We start from the raw sequence: 21,666 nt of genomic DNA, 5'->3' as shown, positions 1-21,666 counted from the left end.
GATGGAAGCCATGCGCTTCTCCAGTCTCGGAAAGTAAAAAAGCCCGGCTGCTTGCGCAAACCGGGCTTCCTGTTCGGGCTCGCCGGATTACTCGGCGGCTTTCGCGCCCAGGTCCGCAGCCTTGACGTTCAGCTTGGCCTTGGCTTTCTTCTTCAGCGCCTCGACGTAGCCATACAGCTCGGCGTTGCCCATGGCGCGGGCGATGGCCTCGGCTTCCTGCTTGCGACGCGCCTGGTCGGGCTGGGCCGGCTGGGTCACCTTGCCGATGCGGTACACGCCATAGCCCTGGCCCGGCAGTTCGACGCCGACGTAGGCCGGCAGCTTGCTGACGTCGGCCTTCAGGACGGCCATCGCGGCGGCCGGGTTGATGGTCGGCTGCTGCATGGTGCGCGACACGTTCTTCACATCGCCGAAGCCGGTGGCGTCGCCCGAGGCCTTGGCCGCGGCGATCTTCGCTTCGCCGGCCTGGCGTGCAAGGCGCATCTCTTCTTCCTGGGTCACGCGCTGGCGGATCACGGCCTCGACTTCAGCCAGCGGACGCTTGGTGGCCGGCTTGAACTCGACCACGCGGCCCGACACCAGGGTGCTCGGCGCCACTTCCACCGCCTCGGTGTTGCGCTTGTTGGCGATGGCGTCCTGCGAGAAGATCGCTTTCAGGAACTTGTCGTTGTTGAGCAGCGGCTTGCCCAGCGCCGGGTTCGGCGTACGGGTCAGGCCCTCGACGGTTTCGATCGTCAGGCCCATCTTGTCGGCCACCGGCTTCAGGCTGTCCGACTGCTCGTACACGGTGTTGGTGAAGGTCTCGGCCAGTTCCGAATACTTGCTGGCCATCTTCGTCTTCTTCAGCTCGGCCGCGATTTCCGGCCTGGCTTCTTCCAGCGGCTTTTGGGTCGCCGGGACCACCTTGGTCACCTTGACGATGTGGTAGCCGAAGCTCGAACGCACCAGGCCGCTGATCTCGCCTTCCTTGAGCGAGAAGATCGCGTCTTCGACCGGCTTGTCGAACAGGCCCTTCTCGACCACGCCGAGGTCGCCGCCCAGTTCGGCGGAACCCGGATCCTGCGACTGCGCCTTGGCGATCCTGGCGAAGTCGTTCGGCGCCTTCTGCACCTCAAGCAGAATGGCTTGCGCCTTGGCCTTGGCGGCGGCGTCGTCGGCCGGCTTGGCGTCCTTGGCGACGGTGATCAGGATGTGGCTGGCGCTGCGCTTTTCCGGGGTGGAGAAGCGCGCCTTGTTCTTGTTGTAGGCGTCGGCGATTTCGGCGTCGCTTACCGTCACCATCTTCTCGATGGCTTCGGGATTCAGGACCACGTACTCGGCCTTGATGGTTTCCGGCACCTGGAACAGGGCGGCGTTCTTGTCGTAGTAGGCCTTGACCATCTCGTCGGTGACCTTGACCTGGGCGGCGTAGTTCGAAGCCGGGAACAGCATTTCCTGCACTTCGCGCTGCTGGTCGTTCAGGTCGGACAGGCGGCCCGCCACCGAGCGCGGCGCGAAGGCGGTGTTCTGCACGGAGGCGGCCAGCTGTTGCACGGCCATCTGGTAGCCGATGCGTGCCTGGAAGCTTTCGGCGCTCATGCCCTGGGCCTTGAGGAAGGCCTTGTAGGCGTCGAGGTCGAAGCTGCCGTCGGGCTTCTTCATGCCGGTCTGTTCCTGGATCGCCTTGTACAGCGTGTCGTTACCGACGGTCAGGTGGTTGCGCGCCACTTCGGCGCTGATCGCACGCTCGGCCACCAGGCCGTCGAGGACTTCCTGCTTCGCTTCCGGCGAGTCGAACAGCTTCTGGTCGAACTGTGCGCCCATCATGGCGCGCGCCTGCTCGATCTGGCGGCGCTGCGCCGATTCCCATTCCTGCTGCGTGATCGTGCGGCCGTCGACGGTGGCGACGCCATCGTTGCTGCCGCGGCTTTCATACTGGCTGACGCCGACGAGCACGAAAGACGGCAGGATCAGCAGGAGCAGCAGGAACTGCATCAGCCGCTGGTGAGTACGGATAAATTCAAACATGGTCAGCCAATCAAGGTTGAAAATGCGATTACAAAAAGCCGAAAAAAAAGGCGAACCTCGGTTCGCCTTTTTTTCACACCTGATTCTGGCGGAGCGGACGGGGCTCGAACCCGCGACCCCCGGCGTGACAGGCCGGTATTCTAACCAACTGAACTACCGCTCCAGATTCTGTACTGCTTGTGCCTTGCGCTTATCGGTGGCGGAGCGGACGGGGCTCGAACCCGCGACCCCCGGCGTGACAGGCCGGTATTCTAACCAACTGAACTACCGCTCCACGCAATAAGGCGACACTATCCGCTGCGGGTCAGCGCAGCGAAGGCATTAGTTTACTGCATCTTTCAGGGCTTTACCAGCCTTAAATTTCGGGACATTGGCAGCCTTGATCTTGATGGCTTCCTTGGTGCGCGGGTCGCGGCCGGTGCGGGCAGCGCGTTCGCCGACGGTGAAGGTGCCGAAGCCGACCAGGGTCACGCTGTCCTTGTTCTTCAGGGTGGTGGTCACCGCGTCGATCATCGCGTCGAGGGCGCGCGCAGCAGAGGCTTTGGTCAGGTCCGCGGATTTCGCGATTTCTTCGATCAGTTCAGTTTTGTTCACTTCTTTTCCCTCGTTAGACATTCGGCAAAAAACCGCAAGCGCGTATTAGACAAGGGGGGAATGCTTTGTGTCAAGCAACGTTACTTCCGGGCGGCAACAACTCGTAAAAACGAAGTTCCTGCGGCCTTAAAACGTCGTCCCCGCGAAGGCGGGGACGACGGGTATGACACGCGGTGACGACGATGCGACTGCTGACGCTTAGTGCTTGACCACGCCGCCCTGCCCTTCAGCCGTCGCCGCCACCGGCGAAGCCGCAGCCACGGCCGGCACGTCGACGATCGCTTCGGGCTGGCGTTCCAGCGCCACTTCCAGCACCTTCTCGATCCAGCGCACCGGCACGATCTCGAGCTTGTTCTTGACGTTGTCCGGGATCTCGGCCAGGTCCTTCACGTTCTGCTCGGGAATCAAAACGGTCTTGATGCCGCCGCGCTGGGCTGCCAGCAGCTTTTCCTTCAGGCCGCCGATCGGCAGGACTTCGCCGCGCAGCGTGATCTCGCCGGTCATCGCCACGTCGGCACGCACCGGGATGCCCGTGAACACCGACACCAGGGCCGTCGTCAGGCCGATACCGGCCGACGGACCGTCCTTAGGCGTCGCGCCTTCGGGCAAGTGGATGTGGATGTCGGCTTTCTCGAACACCTCGTTCTTGATGCCCAGGCGATTCGCACGCGAACGCACCACGGTGCGGGCCGCTTCGATCGATTCCTTCATCACGTCGCCCAGCGTACCGGTGCGGATCACGGCGCCCTTGCCCGGCACCTGCACGGCTTCGATGGTCAGCAGGTCGCCGCCCACTTCGGTCCATGCCAGGCCGGCCACCTGGCCCACCTGGTTTTCCTTCTCGGCCACGCCGAAGTCATAGCGGCGCACGCCCAGGAACTTGTCCAGGTTCTTGCCGTTCACGATGACGCGCTTGCCATCTTTCTTCAGCAGCAGCATCTTGACGACCTTGCGGCAGATCTTCGAGATTTCGCGCTCGAGCGAACGCACGCCGGCTTCGCGGGTGTAGTAGCGGATGATGTCGCGGATCGCCGATTCCTCGACCTTGATCTCTTCTTCCTTCAGACCATTGTTCTTGATCTGCTTGGGCATCAGGTAACGCTGCGCGATCGAGGTCTTCTCGTCCTCGGTGTAACCCGACAGGCGGATCACTTCCATCCGGTCCAGCAGCGCCGGCGGGATGTTGAAGGAGTTCGAGGTCGCCACGAACATCACGTCCGACAGGTCGAAGTCGACTTCGACGTAGTGGTCGCTGAAGGTGTGGTTCTGCGCCGGGTCCAGCACCTCGAGCAGGGCCGAGGACGGGTCGCCGCGGAAGTCCGCGCCCATTTTATCGATCTCGTCGAGCAGGAACAGCGGGTTGCGCACGCCGACTTTCGACAGCGACTGCAGCACCTTGCCCGGCATCGAACCGATGTAGGTACGGCGGTGGCCGCGGATCTCGGCTTCGTCACGCACGCCGCCCAGGGCCATGCGCACGTACTTGCGGCCGGTCGCGCGGGCGATCGACTCGCCCAGCGAGGTCTTGCCCACGCCCGGAGGACCGACGAAGCACAGGATCGGCGCCTTCAGCTTGTCGACGCGCTGCTGCACCGCGAGGTACTCGAGGATGCGTTCCTTGATCTTGTCGAGGCCGTAGTGGTCGGATTCCAGCACCTGCTGGGCCTTTTCGAGGTCGATGGTGACCTTGGATTTCTTTTTCCACGGCAGGCCGACCAGAGTGTCGATGTAGTTGCGCACGACGGTGGCTTCGGCCGACATCGGCGACATCATCTTCAGCTTCTTGATCTCGGCCTGGGCTTTTTCCATGGCCTCTTTCGGCATCTTGGCCGCGATCACTTTCTTCTCGAGCTCTTCGATGTCGGCGCCGTCTTCGCCCTCACCCAGCTCTTTCTGGATCGCCTTGACCTGCTCGTTCAGGTAGTACTCGCGCTGCGACTTTTCCATCTGGCGCTTGACGCGGCCGCGGATGCGCTTTTCCACTTGCAGGATGTCGAGTTCGCCTTCCAGCTGGCCGAGCAGGTGCTCGAGGCGCTTGGAGACGTTGAAGATCTCGAGGATGACCTGCTTCTGCTCGAGCTTGAGCGGCAGGTGGGCGGCAACGGTGTCGGCCAGGCGGCCGGCGTCGTCGATGCCTGCCAGCGAAGCCAGGATCTCGGGCGGAATCTTCTTGTTGAGTTTGACGTACTGGTCGAACTGCTGAACGATCGCGCGGCGCATTGCCTCGACTTCCGAATCGTCGCCGGTTTCGGAATTGATCGGGGTCAAATCAGCGACGAAATGGCTGGGCGCGTCGGTAATGTGATTGATACGGGCACGCTGCGCGCCTTCGACCAGCACCTTCACGGTACCGTCCGGCAGCTTCAGCATTTGCAGAATATTGGCCACGCAGCCGATCTCGTAGATGTCTGCGGCGGAAGGTTCGTCCTTGGCAGCTGCCTTCTGGGCAGCGAGCATGATGCTCTTACCCTGTTCCATCGCAGCTTCCAGCGCCTTGATCGATTTCGGGCGGCCGACGAACAGCGGTATCACCATATGCGGAAACACGACCACGTCGCGCAGCGGCAGCAGCGGCAAGGTCATCTGTTCAGTAAATTTAGTAGTCGTCATGGCATACCTTATAAAAAGCGTGTTGACGATGTTGGGAGTCCACCGTCACTTCACAAGAGCGGCCGAAAAATAATTTTCTATCGCAATACTTATTAATACTGAGCCGTTCTGACAAAAGACCTTTTTGAAAATAAAAAAGCCACTGCGCGACCGAAATCACGAGTGGCTTTCCGTATGAAGCCTGGGTCTTTTGTTGAGTTAAATTGTACCGCCAAGAATCAGCGTTTCAAGACCTTTTGTTGTGTGTGCGCGAGGAAATTTTTAATTTTCCCCAGCAGCTTTCGGCGATTCGCTATAAATCAGTAAAGGTTTCGCGCCATTCGTGATCGTATTTTCATCAATCACGACTTTCACCACATTTTGCTGGCTTGGCAGTTCATACATGACATCCAGCAGAGCGTGTTCGAGGATCGAACGCAGGCCGCGTGCGCCGGTCTTGCGCGCGAGTGCTTTCTTGGCAATCGCATGCAGGGCCGCCGGGCGGATTTCGAGTTCCGCGCCTTCCATGTCCAGCAGTTTCGAGTACTGCTTGATCAGCGCGTTCTTCGGCTCAACCAGGATCTGGATCAACGCGTCTTCGGTCAGTTCGCTCAGGGTGGCGACGACCGGCAGGCGGCCCACCAGTTCCGGAATCAGGCCGAACTTGACCAGGTCTTCCGGTTCCGCTTCCATCAGCACGTCGCTGACCGAACGCGAGGTCTGGCTCTTGACCGTGGCGCCGAAGCCGATGCCCGACTTTTCCGAACGGTTCTGGATGATCTTGTCGAGGCCGTCGAAGGCGCCGCCGCAGATGAACAGGATGTTGGTCGTGTCGATCTGGACGAAGTCCTGGTTCGGATGCTTGCGCCCGCCCTGCGGCGGCACGGAAGCCATCGTGCCCTCGATCAGCTTCAGCAGCGCCTGCTGGACGCCCTCGCCCGAGACGTCGCGGGTGATCGAAGGATTGTCCGACTTGCGCGAAATCTTGTCGATCTCGTCGATGTAGACGATGCCGCGCTGGGCCTTCTCGACTTCGTAATTGCAGCTCTGCAGCAGCTTCTGGATGATGTTCTCGACGTCCTCGCCCACGTAGCCGGCTTCGGTCAGCGTGGTCGCGTCGGCGATCACGAAGGGGACGTTCAGGGTACGCGCCAGGGTCTGGGCCAGCAGCGTCTTGCCGGAACCGGTCGGGCCCACCAGCAGGATATTGCTCTTGGACAGCTCGATGTCGTCCTTCTTGCCCAGGTGCTTGAGGCGCTTGTAGTGGTTGTACACCGCCACCGACAGGATGCGCTTGGCCGTCATCTGGCCGATCACATACTGGTCGAGCAGCTCGGCGATCTCGTGCGGGGTCGGCAGGTCGGACTTGGCGCCGGCCACCGATTCCACATTGGAGGTCTCGTCGCGGATGATGTCGTTGCACAGATCGATGCACTCGTCGCAGATGAAGACCGACGGTCCCGCGATGAGCTTCTTCACCTCGTGCTGGCTCTTGCCGCAGAAGGAGCAGTACAGGAGTTTTTCACCGCTGGAGGATTTTTTGTCAGACATGGGGCAAGTTTCTGTTGAATTGCTATGAATATAACGCTAATACGGGGGCGCAACAAGTGCGCACGTCTCCATGCTACCCGAAATAAAAAAAGAACGCCCGATCCGCTGTTGCGCTCGGGCGTCTTTCAGCAACACCTTATATGGGTGCTTATGCGCGGTTGGTCAAGACCCGATCGATGAGACCATATTCCACGGCTTCCTCGCTCGACATGAAGCGGTCGCGGTCGGTGTCCTTGTGGATCTGTTCGATGGTCTGGCCGGTGTTGTCGGCCATGATGCGGGCCAGGCGCTCGCGCAGGTAGAGGATTTCCTTGGCCTGGATTTCGATGTCCGAAGCCATGCCCTGCGAACCGCCGGACGGCTGGTGGATCATGACGCGCGAGTTCGGCAGCGAGAAACGCTTGCCCTTGGCGCCGGCCGCCAGCAGGAAGGCGCCCATCGAGGCCGCCAGGCCGGTGCACAGGGTCGAGACGTCCGGTTTGATGAAGTTCATCGTGTCGAAGATCGCCAGACCGGCCGACACCGAACCACCCGGCGAGTTGATGTAGAGCGAAATATCCTTGTCGGGATTTTCGCTTTCCAGGAACAGCAGCTGGGCCACGATGAGGTTGGCCATCTGGTCGTTGACAGGACCGACCAGGAAAATCACGCGCTCTTTGAGCAGGCGCGAGTAGATGTCGTAGGCGCGCTCGCCGCGGCCGCTCTGCTCGATCACCATCGGCACCAGGCCGAGGGCTTGGGTATCCAACGCAGGATTACGATTCATACCTGTCACTTTCCTTAAAAAAGATGTTCAGAGACGCCAACCGGCGCACAAAGGCGCCGGTTGACTAGGCTCAACGCCTCAAGCTTACACCGAAGCTCAGGCTTGCGGCGCGCTGCCCATCAGTTCGTCAAAGGCGATGTCCTTGGCCGTCACCTTTGCCTTGCCAAGCACATAGTTAACGACGTTTTCTTCCAATACAAGAGCTTCGATCTCACCCAGGCGACGACGATCGCTATAGTAGTACTTCAGGACTTCTTTCGGGTCTTCGTAGCTTTGCGCAAAGTCTTCGATCTGCGCTTTGACCTGTTCCTGGGTCGCCTGCAGGTTGTTGTCGCCAACAACTTGCGACAGGATCAGGCCCAGGCGCACGCGGCGCTCGGCCTTGGTGGCGAACAGGTCGGCCGGGAACGGCAGGCTCTTCACGTCCATGCCGCGCTGGGCCATGTCCTGGCGGGTCTGCTCGGCCAGGCGCTGCGAATCCTGCTCGATCATGACCTTCGGCACGTCCATCTCGGTGGCTTTCACCAGGGCGTCCATCACGGCCTCCTTGTTGCGGGCCTTGATGCGGGCGTTGACTTCACGCTCCAGGTTGACCTTGATGTCTTCGCGCATTTTCTCGACGCTGCCGTCTTCGATGCCCAGCGACTTGGCGAATTCGCCGTCGACTTCCGGCATGTGCGCCCACTCCAGACCCTTCAGGGTGATGGTGAACTCGGCGGTCTTGCCGGCCACGTCCTTGCCGTGGTAATCCTCAGGGAAGGCCAGCGGGAAGGTCTTGCTCTCGCCGACTTTGAGGCCGACGGTGGCGGCTTCGAATTCCGGCAGCATGCGGCCTTCGCCCAGCACGAATGCATAGTTGTCGGCCTTGCCGCCGGCGAATTCGACGCCGTCGATGACGCCGACGAAGTCGACGGTCACGCGGTCGCCATTGGCTGCGACCGGCTCGCCGCCGTCGCCGTGCTCGCCTGCCTCACCCTTGGTGTGGAAGTGCACGCGCTGCTTGCGCAGGATGTCGATGGTCTTGTCGATTTCGGCGTCGGTGACGTCGGCCTTGACGGTCTCGACTTCGATGCCGGCCAGGTCGGGGATGCTCACTTCCGGGTAGACTTCGAAAGTGGCGTCGAAGGCCAGCATGCCTTCCGGCGCATCTTCCTTCGGCTCGATTTTCGGCATGCCGGCAACGCGCAGCTGGTTTTCTTCGGCAGCCTGGCCGAAAGCCTGGCCAACCTTGTCGTTCAGCACGTCAGATTCGATCTGATAGCCGTACTGTGCCGCAACCATTTTCAGGGGAACTTTGCCCGGACGGAAGCCCGGAGCACGCGCGGTCTTGGCCTGCACCTTGAGGCGCTTTTCAACTTCCGTACGTACGTCGCTCAGCGGAAAAGTAAGAGTCAAGCGACGCTCGAGTTTACCCAGGTTTTCGACTGCAGTTGCCATTGTAAAAATCGTCCAAAAAAATAATTATTCGTGGTGCGAGGAGGGGGACTCGAACCCCCACACCATTGCTGGCGTCAGGACCTAAACCTGGTGCGTCTACCAATTTCGCCATCCTCGCGCAGGATTGCATTCTTGCCGCAAAAACAAAGGGCGCCCGTGAGAGAAACCGGCCGCCCTGCACTCCACTGTTTAGGGGCTACAACTTCAACCAGTTATTTTACTGGATTTTCTGACACCATTGGGTTTTTTTGAAACGTGCGCAATGGATGAGCTCATTGCGGCTTCTTTACCCTGAACCAGGCCGCATACAAAGCCGGTAGGAATAGCAGCGTCAATGCGGTCGCCACCAGCAGGCCGCCCATGATCGCCACCGCCATCGGCCCCCAGAATACCGAGCGCGACAGCGGAATCATGGCCAGTGCCGCCGCCGCCGCCGTCAGCAGGATCGGGCGGCAACGCCGCACCGCCGCTTCGACGATCGCATCCCAGGCCGGGCGCCCTTCCGCGATGTCCTTTTCGATCTGGTCGACCAGGATCACGGAATTACGGATGATCATGCCGAACAGCGCGATCACGCCCAGGTTGGCGACGAAGCCGAAGGGCCGGCCCAGCAGCAGCAGGGCCATCGCCGCGCCGGCCACGCCCAGCGGGCCGGTCAGGAACACCAGCAGCGCGCGCGAGAAGCTGTGCAGCTGGAGCATCAGCAGGGTGAACACGATGAACAGCACCAGCGGCACGTTGGCCGTGATCGAGGCTTCCGCCTGCGAGCTGTCGGCGGCCGCGCCCTCCAGCTTGATGCGGTAGCCGGCCGGCAGTTTGGCGCGCAGCGCATCGAGCTTCTCGCCCACCTGCATGGACACGGTCGGGCCCTGGATGCCCTCGATCACGTCCGACTGCACCATGATCGCCCACTCGCGCCCCTCGCGCCAGACCACGCCCGGCTCCCACACGAAGCCGATGCGCGCCAGTTGCGACAGCGGCACCGGCTTGCCGGACGGCGTCGCGATATTCGTATTCGCCAGCACCGACATGGTCGAGCGCTCCTCGATCGGCTGGCGCACGGCAATGTCGATCAGGCGGTTACTTTCGCGGAACTGGCCGATGGTCGTCCCGGACAGCACGGTGGCGATGGTGCGGCGCACGGCCTGGCTGGTGACGCCCAGCGCGCGCAGCTTGTCCTGGTCGAGGTCCAGGCGCAGTACCTTGACCGACTCGTTCCAGTTGTCGTTGACGCCGAACGCATTCGGATTCGCGCGCACGATGTCCTTGACCTGGTCGGCCACGCCGCGCACCACGGCGATGTCCGGCCCGGACACCTGGAACTGCACCGGATACGGCACCGGCGGCCCGTTCGGCAGCAGTTTTACCCGCCCGCGCACCTCGGGATAATCGTTCTTCAGCACCGTCTCGATCTTGCGCATCAGGCTTTCGCGCATGTGCGCATCCTTGGGCAGCACCACCATCTGCGACACGTTCGACTGCGGGAAGATCTGGTCCAGCGGCAGGTAGAAGCGCGGGCTGCCGGTGCCGACATAGCTGGTCACGCTTTCCAGCTCCGGCTGGCGGCGGACCCAGGTCTCGAACTTCTTGACCAGCGCCTCGTTGGCGCTGAAACTGGTCCCTTCCGGCAGCCACATCTCGACCATCAGCTCCGGGCGGCTGGAATCCGGGAAGAACTGCTTCTCGATGAACTTGAAGCCGAACACGCCCAGGCCGAACACCGCCAGCGACAGCGCGATGGTGGTATAGCGGAAGGTCACGCACCAATCGACCAGGCGGCGGAAGCGCGTGTAGCCCGGGGTGTCGAAGACGTCATGGCCGCCATGCTCGCCCGGCGGATGCGGCTGCACCTTCAGCAGGATGAAGCCGATGTAGGGCGTGAAGGTCACCGCCACCACCCACGACACCACCAGCGCGATCGCGTTCACCGAGAACATCGTGAAGGTGTATTCGCCGGCCGCCGACTTGGCCAGGCCGATCGGCAGGAAGCCCGCCGCCGTGATCAGGGTACCGGTCAGCATCGGGAAGGCGGTGGAGGTGTAGGCGAAGGTGGCCGCCTCGAAGCGCGACATGCCCTCCTCCATCTTCCGCACCATCATCTCGACCGCGATGATGGCATCGTCGACCAGCAGGCCGAGGGCGATGATCAGCGCGCCCAGCGAAATCTTGTGCAGGGAGATATCGAAGATGTGCATGAAGAGGAAGGTGATCGCCAGCACCAGCGGAATCGTCAGCGCCACCACCAGGCCCGGACGCACGTCGATGCGCCAGCGCGGCTTGCTGTGCAGGCCCAGCGCCAGGAAGGACACGCCCAGCACGATCACCACCGCCTCGGCCAGGGTGTGAATGAATTCGCTGACCGAGGCGGTGACGGCGGCCGGCTGGTTCGACACCCGTTCCAGTTCGATGCCGACCGGGAGCTGGGCGCGGATGCGCGCGACCGTCTCTTCCAGCCCTTTACCCAGCTGGATGATGTTGCCACCCTTTTCCATCGACACGCCCAGGCCGATCACTTCCTTGCCGTTGAAGCGCATCTTTTCGGACGGCGGGTCTTCGTAGGCGCGCTGCACGGTGGCGAAGTCGCCGAGCCGGAATGTCGTGCTGCCGGCGCGCAGGCTGAGGTTCTCCAGCTGCTGGATGCTCTTCAGGGCGCCGCTCACCCGCACCTGCAGGTTCTCGTTCGGCGTCACCAGCACGCCGGCCGACTCGACCCCGTTCTGGGTCGCGATCTGGTTGACGATGGCGTCGAAAGGGATCCCCAGCTGGGCGAACTTCTGCTGCGAGAACAGGATGTTGATCTTCTCCTGCTGCACGCCGAACTGTTCGACTTTGGCCACCAGCGGCACGTTCAGCAGCTGCTGCCGCACGAAGTCGGCGTAGTCGCGCATCTCGGCATAGGTAAAGCCGTCGCCGGACAGCGCGAAGATGGAGCCGTAGGTGTCGCCGAATTCATCGTTGAAGAAGGGGCCGATCACCCCGGTCGGCAGGGTGCCGGCCAGGTCGCCGATCTTCTTGCGCACCTGGTACCAGGTCGGCGGCACGTCCTTCGGCGGCGTCGATTCGCGCAGCTCGAGGATGATGGTGGTCTCGCCCGGCTTGGAGAAGCTGCGGATCTTGTCGATATACGGCGTCTCCTGCAGCTTGCGCTCCAGCGGGTCGGTGACCTGCTGGGCCATCTGCACGGCGGTGGCGCCCGGCCACTTCGCGACCAGGACCATGGCGCGGAAGGTAAACGGCGGATCCTCGTCCTGGCCCAGCTGCTGGTAGCTGAAGATACCGGCAAGCAGCAGGACGGCGATCAGGTAGCGGGTCAGCGGGATGTTTTCCAGCGCCCAGCGCGACAGGTTGAAACCCCTCATTTAGCGGCCCCACCGGCGGCGTCGACTTCGGCATCGCCCCTGCGCGCCACGTCGGCGGTCAGGATCCTGACTTTCTGGCCTGGCTTGAGCAGGTTGACGCCGGCCGTGACGATGGTCTGGCCGGGACGCACGCCGCCGGTCAGCAGCACGTCGTTGCCGGCCACGCCGCCCACCTGCACCGGCTGCAGCTTGACCGCGTTATTCTCGATCACCCACACACTGCTGCCGCCCTTGTTCTGCACCAGGCTCGATAGCGGCGCGCGCAGCTGGGCGCCGGCCGCATCGCCGCTCTTGTGCACGATGTCGACCACGGCGGTCATCCCCAGGCGCACGTCTTCGCTGGCCGGGATCGAGACCTTGACGGTATAGGTGCGGGTGGCGGGATCGGCCACCGGCGAGACTTCGCGGATCTTGCCGGCGATGCTGCGGTTCGGGTCGGCCCACAGGCGCACCTTCACCTCGGCCGCCTCGCGCAGCTCGTCGACCTGGTCTTCGGGCACGCCGATCACCACTTCCTTCTCGTCGGTGCGCGCGACCCGCACCACCGGCGTGCCGGCCTGGACCACCTGGCCGACTTCGGCGTCGATGCCGGTCACCACGCCATCGGTGTCGGACACCAGGCTGGCATAGCCGGTCTGGTTGGCCTGCTCGCGCAACTGGGCGCGCGCCGCCTCCACGCTGGACTGGCTGGAGCGCGCCGCCGCCACTTTCTGGTCGAGCACCGCCTGGCTGACGAAGTTCTGGGAGCGCAGATCCTGATAGCGCTTCAGCTCCGCGCGCGCCAGGTCGGCATTGGTCTGGGCGGCGCGCAGGCTGGCCTGGGCCTGGGCCTGGCCGAGGCGCAGGTCCTGCGGATCGAGCTGCATCAGCAAGGTGCCTTTCGACACCCTGCTGCCGACGTCCACCTTGCGCGCGCTGATCTTGCCGCCCACCCGGAAGCCGAGGCGCGATTCGTAGCGCGGGCGCACGTCGCCGGAAAACTCGGTGCTGGCGCGCACGCCGACGGCGGCCAGGGTGATCGCCCGTACCGGGCGCACGTCCTCGGGCGGCGGTGCGTCCTTTGAGCAGGCGCCCAGCAGGGATAGCGTCAGGGCCGCGCTAATCAGCTTGCGCGGGAGCGGAATGGGGGGTACGTGCACGGTGTTGTCCTCTTGGAGGGAGGCCGCGGCGGCGGCGGCGATGTTCTTTTACGAAAGCCCAGCAATTATAATCATGCAAACACAGCCAGTAAATGACGTTAGAGTCAGTTTTCCATGTCCGTCGACCACTACGAGAACTTCCCCGTCGCTTCGATCCTGCTGCCGCGCCGCCTGGCGCCGGCCGTCGAGGCGATCTATGCCTTCGCCCGCAGCGCCGACGACATCGCCGACGAGGGCGATGCCCTGCCCGCCGAGCGCTTCGCCCAGCTTGACGCCTATGACGCCGCGCTGGACGCCATCGACGCCGGCGATACGCCGCGGGAGCCCATGTTCGCACGCCTGGCCGAAGCCCTGCGCCGCCATGCGCTGCCCACCCAGCCGCTGCGCGACCTGCTGAGCGCCTTCCGGCAGGACGTGGTTACCACCCGCTACACCGATTTTTCATCGCTGCTGGATTACTGCCGCCGCTCCGCCAACCCGGTCGGGCGCCTGATGCTGGGCCTCTACGGCAGGGCCGACGCGGCCAGCCTGCGCGAATCCGACGCCGTCTGCTCGGCGCTTCAGCTGATTAACTTTTGGCAGGACGTCGGCATCGACATCGGCAAGGGCCGCATCTACCTGCCGCAGGAAGACCTGGCGCGCTTCGGCGTCGGCGAGGACGACATCTTCCAGGCCCGCGCCACGCCGGCCTGGCGCGCGCTGATGCGCTTCGAAGTCGAACGGGCGCGCGGCCTGATGCTGGAAGGCGCGCCGCTGGCCGTCCGCCTGCCGGGACGCATCGGCTGGGAGCTGCGCCTGGTCGTCCAGGGCGGCCTGCGGATCCTGGAAGCGATCGAACGCGCCGACTACGACGTGTTCCGGCGCCGGCCCCAGCTCAAGCGCCTGGACTGGCTGGTATTGCTATGGCGCGGCCTGCGGATGTAGGGGCGGCGCCCTCATTTTCTTGCACAATAGCAATTAAATATGTGTCAGAATAGAAACACATTCGACACCGCCGCGTGCAGGCAAGGCAATACCGATGACATCCACCACTTTTCGCGTCGTAAGCCGGGGACTCCAGCCCGGCTACCCCGCCGAGCTGGCCGAGACCCAGCTGGCCGCCCTGTTCAAGTGCGACAAGGAACGCATTACGCCAGTGCTGGCCGACAAGCCGGTCACGGTCAAGAAAGGCTTGCGCGAGGACGAGGCGCGCAAGTATGCGCAGGCGCTGGAGCGCTGTGGCTGCGTGTGCGCGGCCGAGCCGGAGTCCGCGGCCCCGCTCGACCAGGAGCAACTGATGTCGGTGCTGCCGGTGCTGCGGCGCGCGGCGCCGCACCAGCCCGTGACCGATCCCGCCGTCGTCCAGCCTTTCGCAGGCGACCTCGACATCATTTTCCAGACCGGGCCGGACAAAGCCATCGTCAGCCGCGCCAGGCTCGAGGCATCGATGATGAGCGTGGAAAGGCTGTACGAGATCGCGCTCTGGAACCTCTACACGCGCCTGCAACCGCGCCTGCGCTTCCAGCAGATGGTGAACGAGCGCGGCGACGGCAGCGTCGGCGCGCGCTATTTCCATTACATCGAAGCCGGCGAAAGCCACGAAGCCGCCTGCCTCCTGCTGTGGCCGATCTGGAAAACGGTCGCGGAATCGCTCGATGGTCCATTGCAGATCGCGGTGCCGAACGCGCAGACCTGCCTTTACTGCAGCGCCGGCGACGAACTGGCCTTCACCATGATGTCGGACATCGCCGGCGAGACCTGGGCCGAGTCCGGCGCCGGCGCCCTGTCCGGCCTGATCTTCACGATCGACGCCTCGGGCAAGCTGAGCGTGGTGGAAGGCGCCCACCTGCTGCGCCGCGCGCCCCCGCCCGGCATGCCGATCCGGCCCTCCGCACAGTTGGTGCAGCCGCTCCAGCAGGCGCTTGCCGGGAATCCGGCCATGCTGGCGCTGTCGGAAGAGCGCCTGCGCCGGCTCCAGCCCCAGCTGTTCGACCTCACGCCGGCATCCGGCCAGGCAGCGCGCGACAGCTGGAAGGAGCGCATCCGCAAGACGCTGGCGCGCGGCGACAGCCGGGCCGCGGTGGTCCTCGATGCCGCCAGGGGCATCGTCGCTTCCTACACCGACGAACTCGATTGCGCGGTGCTGCTGAAGTTCGACCCGGCGCTGGCCCAGGCGCATGGCTGGCAGGACGGCGCGAGGCTGCTCGCCGTGAACGCGTATTTCGGCCGCGACGAAGGCATCGCGCCGGACCTGGAGCCGGGCCCGGAAGATTGCGGCCGATGGGGCAATGTCTGGCCGCTGATCGCCGACCTGCTGACCGAAGACCAGGCCGGCCTGGCCGGGCGCAAGCGCGACATCGGCGAAGCGGAATGGGAGCGCGCCTGGCAGATGGGCCGGCGCGCGCTGGCGCTGCGCGGCGCGGCGCGCGACGGCCGCCCGCTGGGCAGCGCCGATCCGGCGCCGGGGCTGTCCAGGGCGAGCCCGCCGCCCGCCACCCAGGCCGCCTCCGCAGCCCCTGCGCGCAAGGAAGCAAGACGGCGCAAGCCAGCCAGGAACAAGGGCAGCTTCGGCGGCTGCCTGAAGGATGCCGGCATTTTCGGCCTGTGCGCCTGGGCGGTCTGGGGCGCGGGCCGGCACATCGGCGAGATGCCGCATGACGGCCTGTTCTACATGGCCTGCTTCGGCGTCCTGCTGTTCAGCGTGATCGGGCTGGCCAGCCTGAGGAGCGCCGCGAATTACCTGCGCGGTTAGGCCAACCCGGGCCGCATCGGCTAAGATAGCGGACTTGCATCGCGCGAACTTGCTTTTTTAATATGTCTCCCGACGACTACTGCCAACAAAAGACCGTCCAGAGCGGCTCCAGCTTCTATTACAGCTTCCTGTTCCTGCCGCCCGAACGGCGCCGGGCGATCACCGCGCTGTATGCCTTCTGCCGCGAGGTCGACGACACCGTCGACGAGACCAGCGACCAGTCGGTGGCGCGCATCAAGCTGGCCTGGTGGCGCACCGAATTGTCCGCCATGTACAAGGGCGCGCCGACCCATCCCGTCACCCAGGCCCTGCAGCCGCACCTGTCGGCGTACAACTTGCAGGAGCAGCACCTGCAGGCCATCGTCGACGGCATGGAGATGGACCTCGACCAGTCGCGCTACCTCGATTACGCCGGGCTGCGCAAATACTGCTGGCACGTGGCCGGCGTGGTCGGCATCCTCTCGGCCAGCATCTTTGGCGCCAGCAATCCGCAGACCCTGCAGTACGCCGAGAAGCTCGGGCTGGCGTTCCAGCTGACGAACATCATCCGCGACGTCGGCGACGATGCGCGCAAGGGCCGCATCTACCTGCCCGTCAACGAGTTGCAGCAGTTTGGCGTGACAGCAAGCGACATCATGAATTTCCGCCACAGCGACAAGTTCGAGGCGCTCATGAAATTCCAGGCCGACCGCGCGCGCGCCATGTATGACGAAGCCTTTGCCCTGCTGCCGAAAGAAGACCGGCGCGCCCAGCGTCCCGGCCTGATGATGGCGGCGATCTACCGCACCGTGCTCGACGAGATCGAGCGCGACGACTTCAAGGTCCTGAACCAGCGCATCTCCCTCACGCCGCTGCGCAAGCTGTGGCTGGCGTGGAAAACCTATATCCGTGGCTAAGCAGGCTGTGAAAGTGGCCGTGATCGGCGGCGGCTGGGCGGGCTGCGCCGCCGGCGTCGAGCTGGCCTCGAAGGGCGCACGCGTGACCCTGTTCGAAGCTGCGCGCATGCTGGGTGGGCGCGCGCGCGCCGTGCAGGCGAAAGAGGCCCTGCTCGACAACGGCCAGCACATCATGTTGGGCGCCTACGCGGAAACGCTGGCGCTGCTGCGCCGCGTCGGCGTGGCGGAGCGCGACGCCCTGCTGCGCCTGCCCCTGCAGATGCGCTATCCAGCCGGCAGCGGGTTGATGGACTTCGTCGCCCCGCGCCTGCCGGCGCCCCTGCACATGCTGGTCGCCTTGCTGCGCGCCACAGGTCTCGAACGCGAAGACAAGCTGGCGCTGGCCCGCTTCTCTACCTCCGCGCGCTGGATGAAGTGGGGCCTCGACACGGATTGCAGCGTGGCTGAACTGCTGGCCCGCTTCGACCAGACCCCGCGCCTGACCCGCCTGATGTGGCGCCCGCTGTGCCTGGCGGCCCTGAACACGCCGATCGAACGCGCCTCCGCCAACGTATTCCTGGCAGTGCTGCGCGACAGCCTGGGCGCCAGCCGCAAGGCATCCGACATGCTGCTGCCGCGCGTGCTGCTGGACGCCCTGTTCCCGGAAGCGGCCCGGCGCTTCATCGAAGAGCGCGGCGGGCGGGTAGCGTGCGGCGCGCGCGTCGACAGCATCGCGCCGCGGGACGGCGGCTGGCAGGTCGGCACCTGCCTCGACACCACAGGCTTCGATGCCGTGGTGCTGGCGACGCCGGCCTGGCAGAGCGCCGCCCTGGTCCGGCCGCTGGCCGGCCTCGAGGCGCTGAGCGTGCAGCTGGACGCCTTCGACTACGAGCCGATATCGACGGTCTACCTGCAGTACGAGCCCGGCCTGCGCCTGCCGCTGCCCTTCTGCGCGCTGCTGGACGACCCGGCCCACGGCGCCTGGGGCCAGTTCGTGTTCGACCGCGGCCAGCTCGATGCAGGGCAGGACGGACTGCTGGCGGTCGTCATCAGCGCCGCCCTCGATGCGGCAAATCTCGCGCAGGACGAGCTGGCGCTGCGCGTGGCCGCCCAGCTGGCGGCCGCGTTCCGCCAGCCGGCACTGGCCCAGCCGCGCTGGAGCCGCGTATTGACGGAAAAGCGCGCCACCTTCGCCTGCACCCCGGGGCTGGCCCGCCCCGGCAATACCACCGGCCTGGACGGCCTGTTCCTGGCCGGCGACTACACCGCAGGCGACTATCCGGCGACCCTGGAGATGGCGGTGCGCAGCGGCGCGGCAGCCGCCCGCCTTGTCCTGGGCGCACGATGAGGATCCTCGGCCGTCGGCCCCAGGCGCAGCCTGCCCCGCGAAATTTGCATTTTGTCGCACATGCGTGGCGGCGCCCGGGCGGCACGGGTACAGTAGCATCATCGAAACAAGTGTTATCGGATTTGCAAATGAACAGCCTCCTGGCCCTGCGTACCCTGCTCCTGCTCGCCTTCGTGGCCGCCGCGACGGCAGTGCTGATGCATCCCGGCCTCGGCGCCTCCGGCGATCCGGCCGCCAACACCATGCTGATGTTCGCGCGTCACTGAATGGGGCAGCCGATGGGAAAGCTGGAATACCTCGATCAGCTCAAGCGCGCCATGCTGGGCCTGTCGCCCGATGTGCAGGCGCGGACCCTGGGCTACTACGAGCAGCGCTTCGTCGACGGCCTGAACGCCGGCCGCAGCGAGCAGGACGTGGCGCAGGAACTCGACGACCCGAAAAAGATCGCGATGACCCTGCGCGCCAACAGCTACAGCGCCCAGCTGGGCGGCAGCTTCGGCGCCCACACGGCTACCGCCGCGGCCACCGCCACCGCCGGCGGCCCGCAGGTGGCGGCGCCGCAGTTCAACGTCTCCGAAAAACGCAACCCGGCGCGCGTGCTGCGGGTGCTGGTATCCGGCGCCGGCCTCACCATCTTCAATCTCTTCATGATCGTGCCGGCGATGGTGTTTTCGGCCCTGCTGTTCGCGCTCTACGCGGCGGCGCTGGCCTTCTACCTGAGCGGCATTGCGATCACCGCCAGCGGCCTGGCCGGCAACAGCGACCTGCTGCTCGACCTGCCGACCCGCTACGTGCAGATCGACGCCGACGATCCCTCTGCCCGCCGCCAGATCCGCGTGCAGATCGACGACACCGGCATCCACGTGCACGAGGAAGGCGACGCCGAGGACACCGGCGACGAAGGGCGCCCGGCTTCGCGCCTGCGCCGCGGCGCCGAAGTCGTGGCCGGCAACTCACTGCACGTCACGACCGACATGGACGCCGATTCGCGCACCACGCAGACCCTGGTCGGCTTCGGCATGGTGCTGGGCGGTATCGCGATGTTCCTGCTGTCGCTGGTGGTGACGCGCTACACGGCGCTCGGCATCAAGCGCTACATCCAGATGAATTTTTCCCTGCTGAAGGGACACTGAGGATCCCATGCGCGGACTGTTCAAAGTCGGATTCGGCCTGCTGGTGCTGGCGCTGCTGCTGATCGGCGCTTCCTACAGCATGCTGCGGGCCCAGGACACCAGCGGCGCCGCCAGCCCGGGCAGCCGCCTGCTGGCCACCGAAAAGCGCACGCTCGGCGCCAGCGTCAGCGAGGTCGAGCTGAGCGGCCCGATCAACCTGACCCTGCGCCAGGGCAGCTCGGCCTCGCTCGAGGTACGCGGCGAGCAGCGCCTGCTGGCCAACGTCGACACCACCGTCGAGGGCAATACCCTGCACATCGGCCCGCGCGGCATCCTGCTGCGCCACCGCCAGCCGATCGAAGTCACGCTGGTGCTGCCCAGGCTGGAACGCCTGCACGTCGGCGGCAGCGGCCAGCACAGCGTCAGCGGCTTCTCGGGCGACAGCGTCGACGTCAACGTCGAGGGTTCCGCCGGCCTGCGCTTCCACGGCCGCTACCGCGAGATCGAGGCCGCCCTGCACGGCACCGGCGAGGTCGAACTCACCGGCGGCAATGCCGACCGCGTGAGCGCCGACGTCCAGGGCGCCGGCCACATGACCCTGGTCGGCGGCGCGCGCGAACTGAACGCCGAGATCGCCGGCTCGGGCGAACTGGACGCCCGCCACCTGCGCGCCGAGCAGGTCGAACTGAACCACCAGGGCTCGGGCAGCAATGCCGTGTATGCCAGCAAGCGCGTGCAGGTCGAGATGACGGGCAGCGGCAATGTCACGGTCTACGGTAACCCGGATAACCGTGCAGTAAGCCGCAACGGTTCCGGAAGCGTGAGCTTTCAGGATTGATCAGCTGGCGTGACCTAACCACGCAAGCGCGCCCTGCCCCGCGGCGCGCCCGCTGCCGAAGCAGGCCGTGAGCAGGTAGCCGCCGGTCGGCGCTTCCCAGTCCACCATCTCGCCCGCCACGAACACGCCGGGTAGCGCGCGCAGCATGCCCGCGCTGCCGTCAAGCGATGCGAACTTCACCCCGCCGCCGCTGCTGATCGCCTCATCGATCGGGCGCGGACGCAGCAGCCTCACGGGCAGCGCCTTGATGGCATGCGCCAGTTTGACCGGGTCCGCATAGTCCTCCTTGCTCAGGGCCTCATGCAGCAGGCCCGACTTCACGCCCTTGATCCCGAGCCGGCTTTGCAGGTGGCTGGACATCGAACGCGCGCCGCGCGGGCGCAGGACCTCGTCGAGCACGCGCCGGGCATCGTGGTCCGGCAGCAGGTCGATCCAGACCGTGGCTTCGCCGTCGTGCAGGATGCGGTCGCGGATCCGGGCGGACAGCGCGTACACCAGGCTGCCCTCGATGCCGGTCGCGGTGACCACGAACTGGCCTTTGCGGTACACCCGCTGGCCATCGATATCCTCGACCGCCAGGCCGACGGTCGTGAGCGGCGCGCCGGCGTGGCGGCTGCTGAAATGCTCGCTCCAGGCGGCGTCGAAGCCGCAGTTCATGGGCAGCAGCGGCGCCACCTCCACGCCTCTTTCCTTCAACAGCGGCACCCAGGCGCCATCGGAACCGAGGCGCGCCCAGCTCGCGCCGCCCAGCGCCAGCACCACGGCGTCCGCCGCTTCCTGCCGCTCTCCCTCCGGCGTCGAAAACAGGAGTTCGCCGTCGCGCCAGCCCAGCCAGCGGTGCCGCATGTGGAAACGCACGCCGCTTTCCCGCAGGCGGTGCAGCCAGGCGCGCAGCAGCGGCGCCGCCTTCATGTCGGTCGGGAACACGCGGCCCGAGCTGCCGACGAAGGTATCGACGCCAAGGCCGTGGATCCACTCGCGCACCTGCTGCGGCGTGAAGCCGGCCAGCCAGGCTTCGACCTCGGCGCGGCGCTTGCCGTAGCGGCCGGCGAAGGCGTCCAGCTCTTCCGAATGCGTGATGTTCATGCCGCCCTTGCCGGCCAAAAGGAACTTGCGCCCTACGGAAGGCATGGCGTCGTACAGGTCGACCTGCACGCCGCCTGCGGACAGCACTTCGGCCGCCATCAGGCCAGCGGGGCCGCCGCCGACGACGATGGCGCGGCGACCGGAAAGTCGCGATTCAGGGTGGGAGCTCATGGGGCGGCATTGTAGTCGATGTGGGTGCTCAAAAATATGTGTAAAGGGGACTTGACACGTCAA

16 protein-coding genes and 3 tRNA genes are annotated in these 21,666 nt (G+C 65.0%); 7 read left to right on the top strand and 12 right to left on the bottom strand.

Features of this window, described 5'->3' with window-relative positions:
- Positions 1 to 87: 87 nt before the first annotated feature.
- The 11 genes from LQV39_RS07660 to LQV39_RS07610 form a co-directional block, all read right to left on the bottom strand.
- Complete coding sequence (locus LQV39_RS07660) at positions 88 to 2,007, bottom strand: SurA N-terminal domain-containing protein (protein ID WP_230022820.1); 1,920 nt, start codon at positions 2,005 to 2,007, stop codon at positions 88 to 90.
- 86 nt (positions 2,008 to 2,093) lie between these two features.
- A tRNA-Asp gene (locus tag LQV39_RS07655) sits at positions 2,094 to 2,170 on the bottom strand.
- Between the two features lie 34 nt (positions 2,171 to 2,204).
- Positions 2,205 to 2,281: transfer RNA gene (locus tag LQV39_RS07650), tRNA-Asp, on the bottom strand.
- 47 nt (positions 2,282 to 2,328) lie between these two features.
- Entirely contained in the window at positions 2,329 to 2,601 is a 273-nt protein-coding gene (locus LQV39_RS07645) for an HU family DNA-binding protein (RefSeq protein ID WP_230022818.1), read from the bottom strand.
- A 198-nt stretch (positions 2,602 to 2,799) separates the two neighbouring features.
- A complete protein-coding gene (lon, locus tag LQV39_RS07640) occupies positions 2,800 to 5,211 on the bottom strand; it encodes an endopeptidase La (protein WP_230022815.1) in 2,412 nt (803 codons plus the stop codon).
- A 261-nt stretch (positions 5,212 to 5,472) separates the two neighbouring features.
- Complete coding sequence (gene clpX, locus LQV39_RS07635) at positions 5,473 to 6,741, bottom strand: ATP-dependent Clp protease ATP-binding subunit ClpX (protein WP_230022813.1); 1,269 nt, start codon at positions 6,739 to 6,741, stop codon at positions 5,473 to 5,475.
- 148 nt (positions 6,742 to 6,889) lie between these two features.
- Entirely contained in the window at positions 6,890 to 7,507 is a 618-nt protein-coding gene (clpP, locus tag LQV39_RS07630; protein ID WP_197416444.1) for an ATP-dependent Clp endopeptidase proteolytic subunit ClpP, read from the bottom strand.
- A gap of 96 nt (positions 7,508 to 7,603) precedes the next feature.
- Complete coding sequence (tig, locus tag LQV39_RS07625; RefSeq protein WP_230022809.1) at positions 7,604 to 8,944, bottom strand: trigger factor; 1,341 nt, start codon at positions 8,942 to 8,944, stop codon at positions 7,604 to 7,606.
- Between the two features lie 31 nt (positions 8,945 to 8,975).
- A tRNA-Leu gene (locus tag LQV39_RS07620) sits at positions 8,976 to 9,062 on the bottom strand.
- 154 nt (positions 9,063 to 9,216) lie between these two features.
- Positions 9,217 to 12,303 carry an efflux RND transporter permease subunit gene (locus tag LQV39_RS07615; protein ID WP_230022793.1) on the bottom strand — a complete coding sequence of 1,029 codons (3,087 nt, stop codon included), beginning with the start codon at positions 12,301 to 12,303 and terminating at the stop codon, positions 9,217 to 9,219.
- Positions 12,300 to 13,442, bottom strand: a complete 1,143-nt coding sequence (locus LQV39_RS07610; RefSeq protein WP_230022782.1) for an efflux RND transporter periplasmic adaptor subunit — start codon at positions 13,440 to 13,442, stop codon at positions 12,300 to 12,302. Before LQV39_RS07610 ends, LQV39_RS07615 begins: the two co-directional genes overlap by 4 nt.
- A 114-nt stretch (positions 13,443 to 13,556) precedes the next feature.
- Between LQV39_RS07610 and hpnC the strand changes: the two genes are divergently transcribed.
- From hpnC to LQV39_RS07575, 7 genes are all read left to right on the top strand, one after another.
- Positions 13,557 to 14,366 carry a squalene synthase HpnC gene (hpnC, locus tag LQV39_RS07605; protein ID WP_230022780.1) on the top strand — a complete coding sequence of 270 codons (810 nt, stop codon included), beginning with the start codon at positions 13,557 to 13,559 and terminating at the stop codon, positions 14,364 to 14,366.
- Positions 14,367 to 14,460: 94 nt separating this feature from the next.
- Complete coding sequence (locus LQV39_RS07600; protein ID WP_230022777.1) at positions 14,461 to 16,173, top strand: hypothetical protein; 1,713 nt, start codon at positions 14,461 to 14,463, stop codon at positions 16,171 to 16,173.
- A gap of 62 nt (positions 16,174 to 16,235) precedes the next feature.
- Positions 16,236 to 17,069, top strand: coding sequence for a presqualene diphosphate synthase HpnD (hpnD, locus tag LQV39_RS07595; RefSeq protein WP_230022774.1), 834 nt, complete (start codon positions 16,236 to 16,238; stop codon positions 17,067 to 17,069).
- Positions 17,062 to 18,396 (top strand): hydroxysqualene dehydroxylase HpnE, encoded by a 1,335-nt coding sequence (gene hpnE, locus LQV39_RS07590; protein WP_230022764.1) that lies wholly within the window; start codon positions 17,062 to 17,064, stop codon positions 18,394 to 18,396. Before hpnD ends, hpnE begins: the two co-directional genes overlap by 8 nt.
- Before the next feature lie 128 nt (positions 18,397 to 18,524).
- A complete protein-coding gene (locus tag LQV39_RS07585; protein ID WP_230022753.1) occupies positions 18,525 to 18,662 on the top strand; it encodes a hypothetical protein in 138 nt (45 codons plus the stop codon).
- Positions 18,663 to 18,674: 12 nt separating this feature from the next.
- A complete protein-coding gene (locus LQV39_RS07580; RefSeq protein WP_230022750.1) occupies positions 18,675 to 19,529 on the top strand; it encodes a DUF1700 domain-containing protein in 855 nt (284 codons plus the stop codon).
- A 7-nt stretch (positions 19,530 to 19,536) separates the two neighbouring features.
- Positions 19,537 to 20,346: a head GIN domain-containing protein gene (locus tag LQV39_RS07575; protein ID WP_230022735.1), complete on the top strand. Its 810-nt coding sequence runs from the start codon at positions 19,537 to 19,539 to the stop codon at positions 20,344 to 20,346.
- Here the strand turns inward: LQV39_RS07575 and LQV39_RS07570 are convergent, their stop codons facing one another.
- Entirely contained in the window at positions 20,347 to 21,603 is a 1,257-nt protein-coding gene (locus LQV39_RS07570) for a TIGR03862 family flavoprotein (protein ID WP_230022732.1), read from the bottom strand.
- Positions 21,604 to 21,666 lie beyond the last annotated feature (63 nt).

The organism is Massilia sp. Bi118 (assembly GCF_918697865.1).
Taxonomy (GTDB): domain Bacteria; phylum Pseudomonadota; class Gammaproteobacteria; order Burkholderiales; family Burkholderiaceae_D; genus Telluria.
Note: the sequence above shows the minus strand (reverse complement) of the source record. Positions and strands in the feature narration are given on the sequence as shown.

What these genes read in the sequence shown, in the direction of transcription:
- LQV39_RS07660 (WP_230022820.1), bottom strand. Translation starts at nt 2,007, where the DNA reads ATGTTTGAATTTATCCGTACTCACCAGCGGCTGATGCAGTTCCTGCTG.
- lon (WP_230022815.1), bottom strand. Translation starts at nt 5,211, where the DNA reads ATGACGACTACTAAATTTACTGAACAGATGACCTTGCCGCTGCTGCCG.
- clpX (WP_230022813.1), bottom strand. Translation starts at nt 6,741, where the DNA reads ATGTCTGACAAAAAATCCTCCAGCGGTGAAAAACTCCTGTACTGCTCC.
- clpP (WP_197416444.1), bottom strand. Translation starts at nt 7,507, where the DNA reads ATGAATCGTAATCCTGCGTTGGATACCCAAGCCCTCGGCCTGGTGCCG.
- tig (WP_230022809.1), bottom strand. Translation starts at nt 8,944, where the DNA reads ATGGCAACTGCAGTCGAAAACCTGGGTAAACTCGAGCGTCGCTTGACT.
- LQV39_RS07615 (WP_230022793.1), bottom strand. Translation starts at nt 12,303, where the DNA reads ATGAGGGGTTTCAACCTGTCGCGCTGGGCGCTGGAAAACATCCCGCTG.
- hpnC (WP_230022780.1), top strand. Translation starts at nt 13,557, where the DNA reads ATGTCCGTCGACCACTACGAGAACTTCCCCGTCGCTTCGATCCTGCTG.
- LQV39_RS07600 (WP_230022777.1), top strand. Translation starts at nt 14,461, where the DNA reads ATGACATCCACCACTTTTCGCGTCGTAAGCCGGGGACTCCAGCCCGGC.
- hpnD (WP_230022774.1), top strand. Translation starts at nt 16,236, where the DNA reads ATGTCTCCCGACGACTACTGCCAACAAAAGACCGTCCAGAGCGGCTCC.
- LQV39_RS07585 (WP_230022753.1), top strand. Translation starts at nt 18,525, where the DNA reads ATGAACAGCCTCCTGGCCCTGCGTACCCTGCTCCTGCTCGCCTTCGTG.
- LQV39_RS07580 (WP_230022750.1), top strand. Translation starts at nt 18,675, where the DNA reads ATGGGAAAGCTGGAATACCTCGATCAGCTCAAGCGCGCCATGCTGGGC.
- LQV39_RS07575 (WP_230022735.1), top strand. Translation starts at nt 19,537, where the DNA reads ATGCGCGGACTGTTCAAAGTCGGATTCGGCCTGCTGGTGCTGGCGCTG.
- LQV39_RS07570 (WP_230022732.1), bottom strand. Translation starts at nt 21,603, where the DNA reads ATGAGCTCCCACCCTGAATCGCGACTTTCCGGTCGCCGCGCCATCGTC.